Genomic DNA, 17,249 nt, shown 5'->3' on the forward strand with positions numbered 1-17,249 from the left:
CCGTGCGAGACATTCGCTCGCATCCGGCTATGTGCTCCTTAGAAAGGAGGTGATCCAGCCGCACCTTCCGGTACGGCTACCTTGTTACGACTTCGTCCCAATCGCTGGTCCCACCTTCGACGGCTCCCTCCCAAGGGTTAGGCCACCGGCTTCGGGTGTTACCGACTTTCGTGACGTGACGGGCGGTGTGTACAAGGCCCGGGAACGTATTCACCGCAGCATGCTGATCTGCGATTACTAGCAACTCCAACTTCATGGGGTCGAGTTGCAGACCCCAATCCGAACTGAGACCGGCTTTTTGGGATTCGCTCCACCTCACGGTATCGCAGCCCTTTGTACCGGCCATTGTAGCACGTGTGCAGCCCAAGACATAAGGGGCATGATGATTTGACGTCATCCCCACCTTCCTCCGAGTTGACCCCGGCAGTCTCCTGTGAGTCCCCATCACCCCGAAAGGCATGCTGGCAACACAGAACAAGGGTTGCGCTCGTTGCGGGACTTAACCCAACATCTCACGACACGAGCTGACGACAACCATGCACCACCTGTATACCGACCACAAGGGGGCGACTATCTCTAGCCGTTTCCGGTATATGTCAAGCCTTGGTAAGGTTCTTCGCGTTGCGTCGAATTAAGCCACATGCTCCGCTGCTTGTGCGGGCCCCCGTCAATTCCTTTGAGTTTTAGCCTTGCGGCCGTACTCCCCAGGCGGGGAACTTAATGCGTTAGCTGCGGCACCGACGACGTGGAATGTCGCCAACACCTAGTTCCCAACGTTTACGGCGTGGACTACCAGGGTATCTAATCCTGTTCGCTCCCCACGCTTTCGCTCCTCAGCGTCAGTAATGGCCCAGAGATCCGCCTTCGCCACCGGTGTTCCTCCTGATATCTGCGCATTTCACCGCTACACCAGGAATTCCGATCTCCCCTACCACACTCTAGCCTGCCCGTATCGAATGCAGACCCGGGGTTAAGCCCCGGGCTTTCACATCCGACGCGACAGGCCGCCTACGAGCTCTTTACGCCCAATAATTCCGGACAACGCTCGCACCCTACGTATTACCGCGGCTGCTGGCACGTAGTTAGCCGGTGCTTCTTCTGCAGGTACCGTCACTTGCGCTTCTTCCCTGCTGAAAGAGGTTTACAACCCGAAGGCCGTCATCCCTCACGCGGCGTCGCTGCATCAGGCTTTCGCCCATTGTGCAATATTCCCCACTGCTGCCTCCCGTAGGAGTCTGGGCCGTGTCTCAGTCCCAGTGTGGCCGGTCGCCCTCTCAGGCCGGCTACCCGTCGTCGCCTTGGTAGGCCATTACCCCACCAACAAGCTGATAGGCCGCGGGCTCATCCTGCACCGCCGGAGCTTTCCACCCGGAACCATGCGGCTCCAGGTCATATCCGGTATTAGACCCCGTTTCCAGGGCTTGTCCCAGAGTGCAGGGCAGATTGCCCACGTGTTACTCACCCGTTCGCCACTGATCCACCCCGAAGGGCTTCACCGTTCGACTTGCATGTGTTAAGCACGCCGCCAGCGTTCGTCCTGAGCCAGGATCAAACTCTCCGTGAATGTCTGCTCGTAATCGAGCGAACACTCGCGCAGAGCGGCACAGCAACCACCGGAATAGGGCGGCCCCGTGCACTGCGTCCTCGCTAGTGTTTATTTCAAAAGGAATCTCCAACCCCGATCCGGAAGGATCAAGGCCGGGGATGTCAACATATCTGGCGTTGACTTTTGGCACGCTGTTGAGTTCTCAAGGAACGGACGCTTCCTTCGAATTCGCTTCCGCGTTTTCTCCGGGCATTCGTTTCATTAGGTACTGCGTTCTTTCGTGTTTCCAGCTTATCAGATCCGGCTTGGTGCCTTTTCTGGCTTCCTGGCTGGCCAGGGCCGCTTTCTGCTCTTGCGACGGCCATCACTCTACTGCATTTCCGGACCAGGTCCGGACCATGCTGATTTCCGAATGGAAAGTAGCTTGGCTGATAAATCCGTAAGTGTGATGGTCGCACCGGATGGGATCGAGCCAGCCTCTCGACTGCCTCTTGCGTCCCCCGGTTCAGGCGACTCGATCCACCTTAGGTCAGCTGAGCAGCGCCGTCAAACATGCAGGGGCCAGATCTGTCCAGATCTGGCCCCTGCGGGGTGTTTCACCAGGTCAAGCCGGGTGTGATTTCAGGCCGGCCGAAGCTGCCCGGCCCGCCTGACGCGGCCTCAGGCGCTGACCAGCTCCACCGCGGCGAGGTTCCGCTTGCCGCGGCGCAGCACCAGCCAGCGGCCGTGCAGCAGGTCGCCCTCGGTGGGGACGGCCTCCTCGTCCGCGACCTTGGCGTTGTTCAGGTAGGCGCCGCCCTCCTTGAGGGTGCGGCGGGCCGCCGAGCGGCTGGGGGCCAGGCCGACCGCGACCAGCAGGTCGGCGATCGGGGCCAGCTCGCTGACCTCGGCCCGCGGGACCTCGGCCAGTGCGGCGGCCAGCGTCGCGGCCTCCAGGTCGGTCAGCTCGCCCTGCCCGAAGAGCGCCTTGGAGGCGGCCACCGCGCGCTCGTACTGCTCGGCGCCGTGAACCAGGGTGGTGAGCTCCTCGGCGAGTGCGCGCTGGGCGAGGCGCAGGTGCGGGCGCTCGGTGGTCTCCCGCTCCAGCTCCTCGATCTCCTCCCGCGAGCGGAACGAGAAGATCCGCAGGAAGTTGGAGACGTCGCGGTCGTCGGAGTTCAGCCAGAACTGGTAGAAGGCGTAGGGCGTGGTCAGTTCGGCGTCGAGCCAGATGGTGCCGGACTCGGTCTTGCCGAACTTGGTGCCGTCGGCCTTGGTGATCAGCGGGGTGGCCAGGGCGTGCACCGACTTGCCCTCGGCCTTGCGGATCAGGTCGGTGCCGGCGGTGAGATTGCCCCACTGGTCGCTGCCACCGGTCTGCAGGGTGCAGCCGTAGCGGCGGTTCAGCTCCAGGAAGTCCATGCCCTGGAGGATCTGGTAGCTGAACTCGGTGTAGCTGATGCCCGCGTCGGAGTTGAGGCGGCGGGCCACCGCCTCCTTGGCGATCATGTTGTTGACCCGGAAGTACTTGCCGATGTCGCGCAGCAGGCCGATCGCGGACAGGCCCGAGGTCCAGTCCAGGTTGTTGACCAGGCGGGCCGCGTGGTCGCCCTCGAAGTCGAGGAACTTCTCGACCTGGCCGCGCAGGCGCAGCACCCAGGCGGCCACCGTCTCCGGGTCGTTCAGGACCCGCTCGGCGGTCGGCTTGGGGTCGCCGATCAGACCCGTGGCGCCACCGACCAGGCCCAGCGGCAGGTGGCCCGCCTGCTGGATCCGGCGCATGGTGAGCAGCTGCACCAGGTTGCCGAGGTGCAGGCTCGGCGCGGTCGGGTCGAAGCCGCAATAGAAGGTGACCGGGCCGTCCGCGAACGCCTTGCGCAATGCGTCCTCGTCGGTGGAGAGGGCGATCAGCCCGCGCCACTTCAGCTCGTCGACGATGTCCGTCACGGTCACGGTTCTCCTTGGTCGGGTCGGGTCCGCCCGGTGGCGGTCCGACGGGATCCGGTGCAGTCCAGCGTGTCCGAGACTACGCGTTCCGTGCCATCGGCCCCTACTCGGTTTCAGCGGCCGACGTGGAGGGGCCGCGTCCGGGTGTGCGGCGCCGCGGGGTGTGGGCGCGGTAGGGGCTGACGGTGGGGTCGCCGTCGATCCAGAACCGCCACGGGACGTCGGTGGCGGTGGCGATCCCGGTGCGCGGGCCGGTGCGGACCAGCCGGGCCGGCGGCGGGGTGCCGGGGAAGAGGCGGAAGACCGGACCGTCGATCACGTCCTCGCCGTCCTGTGCCCGGTCGATGCCGAGGGCGACGGCGAGCCGGGCCGGGCCCTGGGCCAGGTCGTGGTCCCGGCGGCTGGTGGTGCGGCGCTTGCGGGCCTGCTCCACTCCCCCGATCACCTCGCCGGCCCGCAACAGCACTGCACCGGGGTGGAGTTCGGGGCCGCAGACCAGGTTCACGCAGAAGTGCATGCCATAGGTGAAGTACACGTAGGAATGTCCCGGTGGTCCGAACATCACTGCGTTGCGGGCGGTTTGGCCGCGGTAGGCGTGCGAGGCCGGGTCGTCGGGGCCGGTGTAGGCCTCGACCTCGGTGAGGCGCAGTTCGACGGTGCCGGTCGGCAGGGTGCAGCGCAGGGTGCGGCCGAGCAGGTCGGGTGCCACCTCGGGTGACGGGCGGTCGAAGAAGGAGCGCGGCAGCGGGGTGCCGGAGTCGGTAGCCACGGAACCGAGCCTAGAGCGCGGCGCTGACTACTCCGACGATTGCTCCGAGCGGGCGAAACCTGCCGGAAATTCCGTTGTCCGGGGCAGACCTCGGCGGTCACAGTGGTTTGAGTCCGCCAAGCGGGCGGGGACGGGCCGGGGAGGTGCTCCGAAGTGCGCAACACGTTGGTGCTGAATGCGAGTTACGAGCCGCTGTCGACAGTGTCGCTGCAACGTGCCGTGGTGCTGGTGCTGCAGGACAAGGCGGTGGTCGAGCAGGCCCATCCGCTGCGGATGGTGCGGGCGACCGGTCTGTCGGTGCCGGTGCCCCGGGTGATCAGACTGAGGCAATACGTCAGAGTGCCGTTCCGACAACGGGCGCCGTGGTCGCGGCGGGGTGTCCTGGTGCGGGACCAGCACCGGTGCGCCTACTGCGACCGGCGGGCGACCACGGTGGACCACCTGGTGCCGCGCTCCCGGGGTGGCGCGGACAGCTGGCTGAACACCGTGGCGGCCTGCGCCGAGGACAACCAGCGCAAGGCGGACCGGACTCCGGAGCAGGCCGGGATGGTGCTGCTGCGGCGGCCGTTCGAGCCGACGCCGCAGGCCTCGCTGATGCTGGCGCTGGGCCTGCGGGCCGGCGAGGCCGCGGAGCTGGCGCAGTGGCTGCCGGGTCGGCCGGCGGTGGCCTGAAGCGCGCCGCCGGCTGGGCGGAGTGCGGCGGTCACCGGGCCACTGGCTCAGCCGGGCTGCGGGCAACCCTGCTGAGCCAGTGGGCCGGTCAGCCCTTGGCTGCCTGGAACGCGGTGGCAGTACCGAAGTTGGTGGAGTGCTCGGGTATCACGACCACCCGGTCGCTGCCGGTCAGCACCCGCCCGGAGGTGAGCAGTGAGCCGGTGGCCGGCGGGAAGTTGCCGCCGACCGTCTCCTGGCCGCCGTTCAGCGCGAACCGGCTGAGGTGGGCGGGCTGTTCGACGCGCTCCTCGGTGGCCAGCACCAGGGTGCCGTTGTCCAGGCCGACCGCGCGGACGTTGCCCTTCTCGCTTATCGCCGTGTGCCAGGACTCCTTGCCGCTGGCCAGGTCGTAGGCGACGACGCTGGTCTTGCCGTCGGTGGCGGTGCTGGTGGCGACGGCGAGGTGGTCCTGGAAGAAGATCGCGGGCGTCGGGTCGAAGGTGCCGGCGGTGGCGTTCAGCCGGCCGGTGTTGGAGACCAGCTGGATGGTGGCGGACGGGTTGCCGTCCTGGCCGAAGGAGACCAGCTTGTCGTCGGTGGGCTGGTCACCGGTGGTGAGCACGGCCGCGGGCTCCGCGGAGAGCACGGTGACGGTCTTGGGCTGCCCGTCCAGGCCGTGCGACCAGAGCACCTTGCCGTCGGCCGCGCCCATCGCGACCATCTGGTCGCCGGGGTTGCTGTCGGCGCAATTGCTGTGCACCAGCACGGTGTTGCCGTTGGCCCCGCCGGAGAGGGTGCAGTACTTGCCCTGTCCGGCGTACTGCCACAGGTCGTGGCCGTCGGCGGCGCCCCAGGCGTAGACCTTGTCGTCGCCGACCGCGATCACCTTGTCGTCGAAGACGGCGGCGTGCGCGGCGTACGGGTTGGTGGTGTTGGAGAGCTGCTTGTTCCAGGCGGCCTTGCCGGTCTTGGTGTCGACGGCGACCAGCAGGGTGCAGGGGCTCTTGGGGTCGGCGCCGGTGCGGAAGAGCGCGGCGCCGAGGCCGGACGAGTTGACGGTGGGTGAGAGGCCGCAGGGGACTGCTCCCTGGGCGGGGGCGTCCAGCGACCAGGTGGGCTTGCCGCTGGCGGCGTCATAGGCGTGCACGCCGGTGCTGTCGGCGCGGACCAGGGCGTTGGCGACCAGCCAGCTGCCGGCCAGGGTGTCGTCGCTGCCCTGCTGAGGGGCGCTGGCCGGCTGGGCCGTCCAGATCTTGTTGTGGGCGACGGCGAAGCCGGTGTCGGTGCTGGGCGGCGTCGCGGCCGGGGCGTGGTGGCTGCTGCCGCCGCTGGTGGCGACCACCCCGGCGGTGACCAGCACGCCGAGGGCCAGCACGCCGGCGGCGCAGCGGATCAGCAGGGTGCGGCGGTCCGGGCCGCCGTCCTTGGTGAGCACGCCGTCCAGCACGCCCTGGGCGCGGTCACGCAGCGAGCCGCCGCTGCCGGCGTCCGAACGGCGGCCGCGGCCCGGCCGTGCGTCGGGGTCGCCGTCGTCCTGGGCTCCGGTGCCGCCCGTGGGCTCGGTGCCTGCGTCGGTGCCGAACTCCGCGAAGGGGTCCGAGGTGCCCGGCTCAGCGGTGACGGGCCCCTCGCCCGGTATCCGAGGCATGGTCTCGGTGGCCTGGGCGTGCATGCCTTGGGCGTGCGGGTCCTGGTAGGGCGCCTGGTACTCGGCCCCCGCCGGATACTCGGGCGGGGCGGCCGGGGGCTGCGGGTAGCCGTACTGATCGGCGGACTCCCCCTGGTACCCACTGCCGTGCTCCGCGCCGTACTCCCCCGTGCCGGGCTGCTGGTAGGGCTGCTGCTCCTGCTGGCCCTGCCACGCCCACTGCTGCTGCTCGCCGGTCCCATCGGGATGGGGCTGGGGCTGCTGGTTTGGCTCGGTGGGGTACCACGAGTGCTGGTAGTCGTACCCGTCCTGACTCATGAGTTCCCGTTCATCCGACTGCGTACTGCCGCCCGCCAGCATCTCACGGCGACGCGTGCGGGCGGTCAGGCCCTCTCGAACGCCTGGTCGATCAAGGCGGCGAGCTGGAAGTCCAGGCCGGTCAGACCACCCGCGCTGTGCGTGGAGAGCACGAAGGTGAGGGTGCGCCAGCGGATGTCGATGTCCGGGTGGTGGTTGAGCCGCTCGGCGGCCTCGGCGACCGCGTTCACCACCCGGATCGCGGCCGGGAAGTCGGCGGCGTCGGCCGTCCTGGTGATCGAGTCGCCGCTGCGCTGCCAGTCGGGCAGGACGGACAGCGCCGCGGTGATCTCGTCCTCGGTGAGGAGGGTGCTGCTGCTCATCAGGTCGCTCCCGGTCCGCTGGGTCGCTGGGCTGCCGGTCGGCAGTGCCTTCGCGCCGAGCATAGGGGACCGGGAGCGGAGTCTGATGGAACGTCAGATGCCGTCCGTCGAGCCGTCAGCCGATCAGCAGTTTGGTGACCGCTGCGAGTCCGACCAGCACGATCAGCGTGCGCAGCGCGATCGGCGGCAGTCGGCGGCCGACCTTGGCGCCGATCAGCCCGCCGATCGTCGAGCCGGCCGCGATCAGCAGGGCGGCTAGCCAGTCCATGTGCGTGGTGAACATGAAGAACACCGCGGCGACGGCGTTGACGATCAGGGCCAGCACGTTCTTGACCGCGTTCATCCGCTGCAGGTCGTCGCGGAGCAGCATGCCCATCAGGGCCAGCATCAGCACGCCCTGGGCGGCGCCGAAGTAGCCGCCGTAGATGCCGCAGCAGAAGATGCCGAGGACCAGCGCCCAGCTGCCGTCGGGGTGGGCGGGGGCGCCGCCGCGAGCCGCGACCGCGCGGGCCACCCGGGGCTGAATCACCACCAGCACCAGGGCCAGCAAAATCAGCACCGGCACGATCGCGTTGAACGCGGATCCGGGCAGGCGGGTGAGCAGCACCGCCCCCAGCAACCCGCCCAGCAGCGAGGCCACGCCGAGCCGGAGCAGCCGCCTGCGCTGGCCGACCAGCTCCTGCCGGTAGCCGATCGCACCGCTGATCGACCCGGGCACCAGCCCCAGCGTGTTGGAGACATTGGCGGTGACGGGCGGCAGCCCGATCGCCAGCAGGACCGGGAACGTGATCAGCGTCCCCGATCCCACTATGACGTTGATGGTGCCCGCACCCGCCCCGGCTGCGAAGACCGCCAGCCCTTCCCATGGAGTCATGGAGTCGTCCCTACTGTTCGCGTGTCCGCCCCCGGGCGGGGTGGCGGCGTTCGCGATGATCCCGGACGGGGCACCACAGCGCCCAGTCGGTTTCAGGATGAGAGACGAATCTTCACATCACATGAAATGACTCGGTTCAGTCGGAGTCGAGTTCACTCGGGGCGGGCTCAGTCGGGGTTACTCGGGGTCGGGTGAGCTCGGGGTCACGCGGGGTCGAGTTCACTCGGGGTCGATCTGCGGGTACTCCCGGGTCGGGTTGACCCGCGGCCGGGTGGCGCCGGAGTCATCGGTGTCCAGCGGGCGCGGACCGTTGGCGGAGCCGACCGGACGCGGCACCGAGCCGTCCGCCACCGGCTGCTTGGTCAGATCGGGACCGACCTTGGGCGCGGCACCCGGACCGGCCCCCTGCCCGCTGAGGCCGCCGAACGCACCGCCCAGGCCCTTGAGCGCGTCGCCCACCTCGCTGGGGATGATCCACAGCTTGTTGGCGTCACCCTTGGCCAGCTCGGGCAGGGTCTGCAGGTACTGGTAGGCGAGCAGCTTCTGGTCGGCGTCGCCCTCGTGGATGGCCTCGAAGACGGTGCGGATCGCGGCGGCCTCACCGTCGGCGCGCAGCACGGCGGCCTGCGCCTCACCCTCGGCGCTGAGCACCGCGGCCTGCTTCTCACCCTCGGCCCGCAGGATCGCGGCCTGCCGGGCACCCTCGGCGGTGAGCACGGCGGCGCGCTTGTCCCGCTCGGCGCGCATCTGCTTCTCCATCGAGTCCTGGATGGAGGTCGGCGGCTCGATCGCCTTCAGCTCGACCCGGTTGACCCGGATCCCCCAGCGGCCGGTGGCCTCGTCGAGCACCCCGCGCAGCCCGGCGTTGATCACCTCACGCGAGGTCAGGGTCGACTCGAGGTCCATCGAGCCGATGATGTTGCGCAGCGTGGTGACGGTGAGCTGTTCGATCGCCTGGATGAAGCTGGCCACCTCGTAGGTGGCGGCCCGGGCGTCGGTCACCTGGTAGTAGATGACGGTGTCGATGTTGACCACCAGGTTGTCCTGGGTGATCACCGGCTGCGGCGGGAACGGCACGACCTGCTCGCGCAGGTCGATCCGGTTGCGGACGGTGTCGACGAACGGCACCACGATGTTCAGCCCGGCGTTCAGGGTGCGGGTGTAGCGGCCGAACCGCTCCACGATCGCAGCACTGCCCTGCGGGATCACCTGGATTGTCCGGATCAGTGCGATGAGGGCCAGCACCACCAGGACGATCAGCACGATGAGGACGGGTTCCACGGTGTCTCCCCTGGACAACTCGGACAACTGGCCACGACTCGCACGACCGGCCGGTCTGGCGACCGGCTAGTCGACCAGGGCGGTCGCGCCCTGGATTTCGATCACATCCACTTGCTGGCCCACTTCGTAGACCCGGTCGGGGTGCAGCGCCCGGGCTGACCAGATCTCGCCGTTGAGCTTGATCCGACCGTCCAGGCCGTCCACCCGTTCCTGCACCACGGCCCGAGCCCCCACCAGCGCCTCGATCCCCATCCGGACCCGCGGGCCCTTCTGGAGCCGCCGGTAGGCGACCGGGCGGAGCAGCGCCACCGCGGCGACCGAGACCACCAGGAAGGTGAGGAACTGCCAGACCACACCCGCCCCGAGGCCGGCCGCCGCAGCAGCGACGCCCGCCCCGATCGCGAACAGGCCGAACTCCGGCAGTGCGGTCGCCACCAGCGGCACTCCGAGCAGCACGGCGACCAGCAGCCACCACAGCCAGCTGTCCACATGCCCATCCTAGGGAGGAAACAACGTCCGGTGTGGGCCCTTCCCGCAGGTGGAGGGCCGGAAACCGGTCAGCTGTGCGGCACCTGATCGACCGTCGGTCGAACGGAGCCCCGCAGGGTCGAACAGAGGGTGAGCGGAGTGGGGCCTGCCGACTCGAACTGATGACCGACCGAGCGGGGCCTGCCGAGTCGGACGGAGGGCCGGCCGAGCGGGGCCCGCCGAGTCCGAGCAGACGGTCAGCCGAGCGGCAGGCCCTGGGCCGCCCAGCGGTCGCCGTGGCGCTCCAGGGTGAGCGGCAGGCCGAAGCAGAGCGACAGGTTGCGCGCCGTCAGCTCGGTGTCGATCGGGCCGGCGGCGAGCACCTTGCCCTGACGCAGCATCAGGACGTGGGTGAAGCCGGGGGCGATCTCCTCGACGTGGTGGGTGACCATCGCCATGGCGGGGGCCTGCGAGTCCTGGGCGAGCGCACCGAGGCGGCGCACCAGGTCCTCACGGCCGCCGAGGTCCAGGCCGGCGGCCGGCTCGTCGAGCAGCAGCAGCTCGGGGTCGGTCATCAGGGCGCGGGCGATCAGGGTGCGCTTGCGCTCGCCCTCGGAGAGGGTGCCGAACTTGCGCTGCTCGTAGCCGCCCATGCCGAGGCGGTCGAGCAGCAGCAGCGCCCGCGACTCGTCGAGGGACTCGTACTCCTCCTGCCAGGTGGCGGTCATGCCGTAGGCGGCGGTGAGCACGGTCTGCAGCACGGTCTGCTCGCGCGGGATCCGGTCCAGCAGCGAGACGCCGGCCAGGCCGATCCGCTGGCGCAGCTCGAAGACGTCGACCGAGCCGAGCTTCTCCCCGAGCACCGCGACGGTGCCGCTGGTCGGGTGCAGATAGCTGCTGGCGACCTGGAGCAGGGTCGTCTTGCCGGCGCCGTTCGGGCCCAGGATCACCCAGCGCTCGCCCTCGGCCACCGACCAGGAGACTTGGCTGATCAGTGCGCGGCCATCCCTGACCACGGAAACGTCAACCAGCTCCAGCACGTCGCTCATGCCTCTGCCTTCCCCAACTTCGGATGCCACTCGTGTCGACCAGTCGGTGCGGGCGGGCAGCCTACTCCGCCCGTCGGATAGGCGGGGAGGGAGCGCAACCGCGGGCACGGTGGCACAGCTGCTCGCACAGCACAGCCCAAACCTACGCCACCCAGGTGGCCGCCTTGTCCGTAGGCTGGCGGGATGCCGCTGACTCCCGCCGCCGCTGACTACTTCGCCGAGCCGCGTTCCGCCCGGCTGACCGCCTGGGGCAACTCCCTGCTGGCCGGCCACACCCCGCCCGACCACGTGGTGGAGGAGGTGGTGGGGAGTGACGAACGGCACCGGGTGGTCGGGCTGCCGGGCGACACCGAGGGCGAGCAGCACGCGCTGACCTGGGCAATCGGGCGGCTGCGGGTGCTCGGGGTGACCGGGCTGCGGCTGGCGCTGCCGTCCGAGGGACACCCGCTGGGGCTGACCGGCCCGGCGGAGTTCAACAGCGCCGCCATGGCCGTCGGCGAGGCGGTGCTCGCGGTGGGCCTGCCGATCGGATTCGTTCCCGAGATCGACGCCTACGGGCCACCCGGTGACCAGTCGGTGACGGTGCTGTGGCGATGCTGGGAGGTGCGGAACGCGCCGCCGGCCGACGTTCCCTCGCTGTACGAGGCCGAACGCGAACTGGCCGACGGGCTGCGCGAGGCCACCGAGCTGCTGGCCCGGCTGGACGTGGCCGGCGCCGGACCCGAGGCACTGCGGGCGCTGGAGCAGTACCGCAGACGCGGGCACAGCAAGCTCCTGGCACCCGGCTACCCGCCGCGGGCGGTGCGGGTGCTGGAGTCGGCGCGCCAGGTCTCGGCGCTGCTGGCGATCGCGGCCGACGGACACGGCGCCGCGGTGAGCGCCGGGGAGATGGCCGCGCGCACCGCCGTGCTGACTCCGCTGCGGCGCACCGCCCGCCGGGCGCAGGTGGCTGCCTACAACGCGATCGTGGACGAGCGGGGGGACTGAGGCGCGGGGTGGGGCGGGGGCACGGCCGGGGCGGCCGGGTGGGCGGGCCCGCCGGCGCCGGGGGGAGCGTTGGCGGGCGGGCCCGCCGTCAGGAGGACCTGCTGTCAGGAAGGCCCGCCGTCAGGAAGGCCCGTCGGCGCCGTGGCGGACCGCCCAGAGGGCGGCCTGGGTGCGGTCGGCGAGGTCCAGCTTCATCAGGATGTTCGAGACATGGGTCTTGACCGTCTTCTCGGAGAGGGTCAAGGCCCGCGCGATCTCCCGGTTGGAGCGGCCATCGGCGATGTGGCCCAGCACCTCGCGCTCCCGCTCGGTCAGGGTGCCGCCCCGGCCGTGCGCGGGGCGCGGCGAGTCGTCGGCGAGCAGGGTCGCGGCCAACTCGGGCTGGAGCAGCACATGGCCGGCGTGGACCGAGCGGATCGCACCGGCCAGCGCCTCGGGGTCGACGTCCTTGTACACGTAGCCGGCGGCGCCCGCGCGCAGCGCCGGAACCACGGTGCGGTGCTCGGTGAAGCTGGTGACGATCAGCACCCGGGCCGGGTTGCCCTCCTCCTTGAGCCGGCGCAGCGCCTCGATGCCGTCCATGCCGGGCATCTTGACGTCCATCAGCACCACATGCGGGCTCAGTTCCCGGGCCTTGGCCACGCCCTCGGCGCCGTCCGCGGCCTCGCCGACCACCTCGATGTCGTCCTGCACCTCCAGGAAGGTGCGCAGCCCCCGGCGGACCACCTGGTGGTCGTCCACCAGCAGCACCCGGATCCGATCCGACGTCTGCTCAGGCACCGGGCACCTCCAGTTCGATGACGGTCCCTCGGCCGGGCCCCGAGGTGAGGACGAGTCGGCCGCCGACGGTCTGCGCCCGGTCCCGCATCGACACCAGGCCGAGGTGGCGGCCGGCCCGGCGGACCGACTCGGGGTCGAACCCCTGGCCGTCGTCGCTGATGGTGAGTCTGGCGCCGCGGCTCCTGGTGCCGCGCAGGGTCACCTGGACCTTGCGGGCGCCGGAGTGGCGCAGCGCGTTGTGCAGTGCCTCCTGGGCGATCCGCAGCACGGCGGCCTCCTGGGCGGGCGGCAGGGTGCGCACCCCGCCGTCCTCGTCGAAGGCGACGGTGGCGCTGTGCGCCCGGTCGAGCACCTGCACCTGGGACGCCAGGGTGGCGACCAGGCCGTCCTCGTCCAGCGCCGCCGGGCGCAGTTCGACCACCACGGTGCGCAGTTCGTCGGCGGCCTCGGCGGCGAGCCTGGCCACCTCCTTGAGCTCTGCGCGGGCCCGGGTCGGGTCGCGGTCGACCAGGGTGGCGGCGGCCTTGGCGGTCAGGCGCAGGCTGAACAGCTTCTGCGACACGGCGTCGTGCAGGTCGTGCGCGATCCGGGCGCGCTCGCCGGCCAGGGTGAGCTCGCGGCTGCGCTCGTAGAGGCGGGCGTTGCCGAGGGCGATGGAGGCATGGGCGGCGAGGATCCGCAGCAGCCGCTCGTCCTGCTCGGTGAAGCCGCCCTCCTTGTTGGCCAGGAAGATGGCGCCGAGGATCTCCTCACCGTCGAGGATCGGCATGCCGAGGAAGTCCTTGAGCTCGGGGTGCGCCTGTGGCCAGCCCTCGAAGGCGGGGGCCCGGCGGACGTCGGCGAGCCGGGTGGGAGTGAGCTCGTGCAGCATCGTGGCCAGCACGCCGTGCTGCCGGGGCAGCGGGCCGATCGCCTTCCACTGCTCGTCGCTGACCCCGTCGACCACGAACTGGGCGAAGCCGCCGTGGTCGTCGGGCACGCCGAGCGCGGCGTACTCGGCACCGAGCAGGCTGCGCGCCGAGGCGGTGATCCGGCGCAGCACCTCGCGTACCTCAAGATGCCCGCTCATCGCGAGCACCGCCTCGCTGACCGCCTCCAGGTCGCCCAGGGCGGCGCCGTCGATCGTCCCCATGCCGCCAAAGGTAGCGCGCCGGGCGCGGCCCGCGGCTCCGGCTGCGGACCGGGCCGGCTTACGCCTCGGGGCCTAGGACCGGGGGTGGGAGGTGGGGGTGGGGCCGGGGCCCGGGGGCGTGGGCGGGGGCCTGGGTGGTTCAGGCGTCCGAGGTTGTGGCCGGGAGGGTGGCGGCGAGGGGCGGAGCGGCTTGGGCGTTGATGGCCGCTTGGGCGTTGATGACCGCGCGGACCGTGGCGATGAAGTGGCGGGTCTGGCTCTCGATCCGCAGGTTGCCCTGGGTCTGGCCGAGGGTCAGGGCGTGCTGGGCGGTGGCCAGGGCGGCGCGGTGACGGCCGAGGGCGTGCAGCGCTTCGGCCCGGGTCAGGGTGGCGCTGATCAGCTTGGGGTCGTCGGGGTGCGCGGTGAACAGGCGCACGGCCTCGGTCGCGTGGGCCAGCGCGCCGGTCGGCTGGCCGGCGACCACCAGGGCGTTGGCGAGGTTGTTGAGCGTCTGCGCGAGTAGCAACGGGGCGGCCAGGGAACGGGCGTCGGCCACGATCGCGGTCATCAGCGGGATCGCGCGCTCGTGTTCGCCGGCCCGGACCAGGGCGTTGGCCAGCAGCATCCGGCACTGGTGCAGGAGTTGCGGGTCGCCGAGTTCGTCGGCCAGGGCGGCGGCCCGCTCCAGCAGGGCGGTCGCGGTGGCGAACTCGCCGTGCTCGATCTGGACCACGGCCAGGTCGACGTGGCTGCGGACCACGGCGGCCGGGTCGCCGCACGCCTGGGCGGTACGCAGGCCCGCCTCGGCGGTGATCCGCCACTCGCGGCGGCTGCGGTTCTCCTGGTAGTAGAGCGCGCACGCCTGGTGGGCGAGCCGCCAGGCGAGGGCGGGCCGGCCGTACTGCTCGGCGCAGAGCACCAGACCGCGCACCGCCCGCTCCTCGCGGCGGAACCACTCGACGGCCTGTCCCGGGGTGCCCAGTGCCGGCAGCACGTCGGCGGGAGTGGGGGTGGTGTGGGTGCGGATGGTGGTGAGGGTAGGGGTGGTGGTGTGGGTGGTGTCAGTGCCGACGGTGGTGAGGGTCGCGGGGGCGATGTGAGTGGCGTCGGCGGGCGCTGCGTTGCTGACGGCGCCAACGCGGGTGGCGGGGGCCGGGGTTGCGCGGGGGTGGACGGCATCGGCGCGCACGGCATCCGCCCCGGCCAGGTGCACCGGGCCGGCCACGGCGTCAGCAGCGCCAACGGTTGCGCCGGTGGAGCCGGCGGTGGTGGCCCCCGGGGCGGGGTGGGTGGTGAGGACGTTGGCGATGCGCAGGCCCGCACAGGCGGCGGCGGTCGCGGCCAGGTAGTGGTCGAGCATCCGGTCCATCGCCGCCTCCCGCTGGTCGCAGCGGAGTTCGGCGGCCAGGTTGGCGCTGTAGAGGCGGACCAGGTCGTGGCGGGCGAACAGCCCCGGGGCGGTCTCCTCGACCAGGTGGGCAGCGTCCAGTTGGGCGAGCAGGGTGCGGGCCTCGGCGGGTCGGACGCCGGCGAGCACGGCGGCGGCGTGCGGGTCGATCACCGCGCCGGGGTGCAGCCCGAGGTAGCCGAAGAACCGCTCGGCGGGGGCGTCCAGGGCGCGCCGGGTGAGGTTGAGGGTGGCCGCGATGCCGAGTGAGCCGCCGCCTGCGGTGCAGAGCGCGGCGAGCCTTGACTGCTCGTCGGAGATCTCCTCGGCCAGGTGGCGCAGCGACCAGTCGGGCCGGGCGGCCAGCCGGGCGGCGGCCAGCCGCAGGGCCAGTGGCAGCCGGTCGCAGCGTTCGGCGATCTCGGCGGCGGCCTGCGGCTCGGCGTCGATCCGCTGCGGGTCGAGGGCCCGGCGCAGCAGGTCGAGCGCCTCGGTGAGCGGCAGCACGTCGAGTGGCAGCGGGACGGCGCCGGCCTGGACGAGCAGGTCGCCGAGCCGGCTGCGACTGGTGATCACGGTGACCGGGGTGTCCTCGGCCGCGGGCAGCAGCGGGGCGAGCTGGGCGTAGTCCCGGGCGTTGTCGAGCACCACCAGGAGCTGACGTCCTGCCAGCAGCTCGCGGTAGCGGCGGGACCGGTCGTCCAGCGCCGCCGGCAGCTCCTCCTCGGACACCCCGAGGGCGGTGAGGAAGCCGGCCAGCACCTCGGCCGGGTCGCGTGGTTCGGTCTCGTCGAAGCCGCACAGGTCGGCGTAGAGCTGGCCGTCGGGGAACCGTTCGGCGACCTGGTGCGCCCAGTGCAGCACCAGGCTGGTCTTGCCGACCCCGGCCGGTCCGGTGACCAGCACGGGGTGCCGCTCGGCGCGGCCGGCCGCGGCACTCGTCAGCCCCGTGGCACCCACCGGGCCGGTGCCCGCGGCGTCGGCGATGGCCGCGTCCAGCTTGCTGAGTTCCGTCGCCCGGCCGGCGAAGCGGCGGTTGCGGCGCGGGAGTTGGGAGACCTTGGGGCGCTGGGCGACTGTGGGGCGCTGGGCAGCCGTGGAGCGTTGGGTGACCGTGGGGCGCGGCGCGGGCCGGGGTTCGCCGGTGGGCGGTCGCGGCGGGGCGGCTCTGGCGGTCAGCCGCTGGTGGGCGGCGCGCAGCGCGGGGCCGGGGGTGGCGCCGAGCTCGGCGGCCAGCCGCCTGACGGTGCGCTGATGGACGGTCAGCGCCTCGTCCCGGCGGCCGGCCTGCGCCAGGCAGTCCATCAGTTGGGCGGCCAGCTGCTCCCTGGTCGGGTCGGCGGCCAGGGCGCTGTCGAGTTCGTCGATCGCCTCGGCGCCCCGGCCGAGCCGGCAGAGGTGCTCGCCGAGCCGCTGCAGCGCCCGCGTCCGCAGTGCGACCAGTCGCGGTGCCTCGGCGCTGCGCAGCAGTTCGGAGCCGCAGTCGGCCAGCGCCGGGCCGCGCCACAGGTCGAGTGCCCGGTGCAGCAGCGGCAGGGCGGCGTCGCTGTCGTCGGCGGCGGCGCAGGCCTGGGCGCAGCACTGTTCGAAGTCCCGCACGTCGACCTGCTCGGGGTCGCCGTCCAGCTGGTAGCCGATGTCCCGGGTGGTCAGGGTCAGCTGATGGTCGAGCAGGCGGCGCAGTTCGGTGATGTGGCCGTGCAGCGCGGCCCGGGCGGTGGGCGGCGGGTGGCCTTCCCAGACGGTGTCGAGCAGCCGGGTGATCGGCACGGTGCGGCCGAGCTCCAGGGCGAGCGCGCTCAGTACGGCCCGGCGCTTGGGCGCGCTCGGTGTGACCGGTGTGCCGTCCTCGGTCCGCACGGCGATCGGTCCCAGCAGGTTGATCCGCATCCGCACCTCCGCCACGAGAATCCGCCCGACGCCACGAGAAGACGGGTCATCGGTGCCGATCGGTTGCCACGGCACCCCGCGATGACCGCTCGGAAGGATACGGCCGCCCGCGTCCGAAAGCATCCGCCGGGGGTGGCTGGAACCGCATCATCGCAGGTCCAGGCATAGACCAGACCGTTCAGATCAGCTGTAATGA

13 protein-coding genes and 1 rRNA gene are annotated in these 17,249 nt (G+C 71.2%); 2 read left to right on the top strand and 12 right to left on the bottom strand.

Annotation, left to right across the window (positions count from 1 at the left end; translation table 11 throughout):
* Positions 1-42: 42 nt before the first annotated feature.
* From E6W39_RS12350 to E6W39_RS12365, 3 genes are all read right to left on the bottom strand, one after another.
* Positions 43-1,564 (bottom strand): 16S ribosomal RNA (locus E6W39_RS12350).
* A gap of 642 nt (positions 1,565-2,206) precedes the next feature.
* Positions 2,207-3,472, bottom strand: a complete 1,266-nt coding sequence (gene tyrS, locus E6W39_RS12360; RefSeq protein ID WP_141637696.1) for a tyrosine--tRNA ligase — start codon at positions 3,470-3,472, stop codon at positions 2,207-2,209.
* A 103-nt stretch (positions 3,473-3,575) separates the two neighbouring features.
* Complete coding sequence (locus E6W39_RS12365; RefSeq protein ID WP_141633589.1) at positions 3,576-4,241, bottom strand: DNA-3-methyladenine glycosylase; 666 nt, start codon at positions 4,239-4,241, stop codon at positions 3,576-3,578.
* 153 nt (positions 4,242-4,394) lie between these two features.
* Here E6W39_RS12365 and E6W39_RS12370 point away from each other — a divergent pair, with 153 nt between their 5' ends.
* A complete protein-coding gene (locus E6W39_RS12370) occupies positions 4,395-4,913 on the top strand; it encodes an HNH endonuclease (RefSeq protein WP_101382919.1) in 519 nt (172 codons plus the stop codon).
* 88 nt (positions 4,914-5,001) lie between these two features.
* Here the strand turns inward: E6W39_RS12370 and E6W39_RS12375 are convergent, their stop codons facing one another.
* The 6 genes from E6W39_RS12375 to E6W39_RS12400 form a co-directional block, all read right to left on the bottom strand.
* Positions 5,002-6,861 carry an outer membrane protein assembly factor BamB family protein gene (locus tag E6W39_RS12375; RefSeq protein WP_141633590.1) on the bottom strand — a complete coding sequence of 620 codons (1,860 nt, stop codon included), beginning with the start codon at positions 6,859-6,861 and terminating at the stop codon, positions 5,002-5,004.
* A gap of 65 nt (positions 6,862-6,926) precedes the next feature.
* Positions 6,927-7,223 carry a 4a-hydroxytetrahydrobiopterin dehydratase gene (locus tag E6W39_RS12380; RefSeq protein ID WP_141633591.1) on the bottom strand — a complete coding sequence of 99 codons (297 nt, stop codon included), beginning with the start codon at positions 7,221-7,223 and terminating at the stop codon, positions 6,927-6,929.
* Between the two features lie 115 nt (positions 7,224-7,338).
* Positions 7,339-8,097, bottom strand: a complete 759-nt coding sequence (locus tag E6W39_RS12385; RefSeq protein ID WP_141633592.1) for a sulfite exporter TauE/SafE family protein — start codon at positions 8,095-8,097, stop codon at positions 7,339-7,341.
* Between the two features lie 219 nt (positions 8,098-8,316).
* Positions 8,317-9,378, bottom strand: a complete 1,062-nt coding sequence (locus E6W39_RS12390; RefSeq protein WP_141633593.1) for an SPFH domain-containing protein — start codon at positions 9,376-9,378, stop codon at positions 8,317-8,319.
* A 66-nt stretch (positions 9,379-9,444) separates the two neighbouring features.
* Positions 9,445-9,867 carry an NfeD family protein gene (locus E6W39_RS12395; RefSeq protein ID WP_141633594.1) on the bottom strand — a complete coding sequence of 141 codons (423 nt, stop codon included), beginning with the start codon at positions 9,865-9,867 and terminating at the stop codon, positions 9,445-9,447.
* A 236-nt stretch (positions 9,868-10,103) separates the two neighbouring features.
* Entirely contained in the window at positions 10,104-10,895 is a 792-nt protein-coding gene (locus E6W39_RS12400; protein ID WP_101382914.1) for an ABC transporter ATP-binding protein, read from the bottom strand.
* Positions 10,896-11,078: 183 nt separating this feature from the next.
* Between E6W39_RS12400 and E6W39_RS12405 the strand changes: the two genes are divergently transcribed.
* Positions 11,079-11,882, top strand: a complete 804-nt coding sequence (locus tag E6W39_RS12405; protein WP_141633595.1) for a hypothetical protein — start codon at positions 11,079-11,081, stop codon at positions 11,880-11,882.
* 120 nt (positions 11,883-12,002) lie between these two features.
* On the opposite strand, the gene E6W39_RS12410 is transcribed toward E6W39_RS12405, so the two are convergent.
* From E6W39_RS12410 to E6W39_RS42905, 3 genes are all read right to left on the bottom strand, one after another.
* On the bottom strand, positions 12,003-12,662 hold the full coding sequence (locus tag E6W39_RS12410) for a response regulator (protein ID WP_141633596.1): 660 nt from the start codon (positions 12,660-12,662) through the stop codon (positions 12,003-12,005).
* Positions 12,655-13,794 (bottom strand): GAF domain-containing sensor histidine kinase, encoded by a 1,140-nt coding sequence (locus E6W39_RS12415; protein ID WP_141633597.1) that lies wholly within the window; start codon positions 13,792-13,794, stop codon positions 12,655-12,657. The genes E6W39_RS12410 and E6W39_RS12415 overlap by 8 nt, the downstream gene beginning before the upstream one ends.
* Before the next feature lie 139 nt (positions 13,795-13,933).
* Positions 13,934-17,053 carry an AfsR/SARP family transcriptional regulator gene (locus E6W39_RS42905; RefSeq protein ID WP_181799235.1) on the bottom strand — a complete coding sequence of 1,040 codons (3,120 nt, stop codon included), beginning with the start codon at positions 17,051-17,053 and terminating at the stop codon, positions 13,934-13,936.
* Positions 17,054-17,249: the final 196 nt, after the last annotated feature.

The sequence above is a fragment of the Kitasatospora acidiphila genome (assembly GCF_006636205.1).
GTDB classification, from domain to species: Bacteria; Actinomycetota; Actinomycetes; order Streptomycetales; family Streptomycetaceae; genus Kitasatospora; species Kitasatospora acidiphila.

Coding starts and splice junctions, on each gene's coding strand:
- E6W39_RS12415 (WP_141633597.1), bottom strand. CDS start 13,794: ATGGGGACGATCGACGGCGCCGCCCTGGGCGACCTGGAGGCGGTCAGC.
- E6W39_RS12400 (WP_101382914.1), bottom strand. CDS start 10,895: ATGAGCGACGTGCTGGAGCTGGTTGACGTTTCCGTGGTCAGGGATGGC.
- E6W39_RS42905 (WP_181799235.1), bottom strand. CDS start 17,053: ATGCGGATCAACCTGCTGGGACCGATCGCCGTGCGGACCGAGGACGGC.
- E6W39_RS12385 (WP_141633592.1), bottom strand. CDS start 8,097: ATGACTCCATGGGAAGGGCTGGCGGTCTTCGCAGCCGGGGCGGGTGCG.
- E6W39_RS12405 (WP_141633595.1), top strand. CDS start 11,079: ATGCCGCTGACTCCCGCCGCCGCTGACTACTTCGCCGAGCCGCGTTCC.
- E6W39_RS12380 (WP_141633591.1), bottom strand. CDS start 7,223: ATGAGCAGCAGCACCCTCCTCACCGAGGACGAGATCACCGCGGCGCTG.
- E6W39_RS12375 (WP_141633590.1), bottom strand. CDS start 6,861: ATGAGTCAGGACGGGTACGACTACCAGCACTCGTGGTACCCCACCGAG.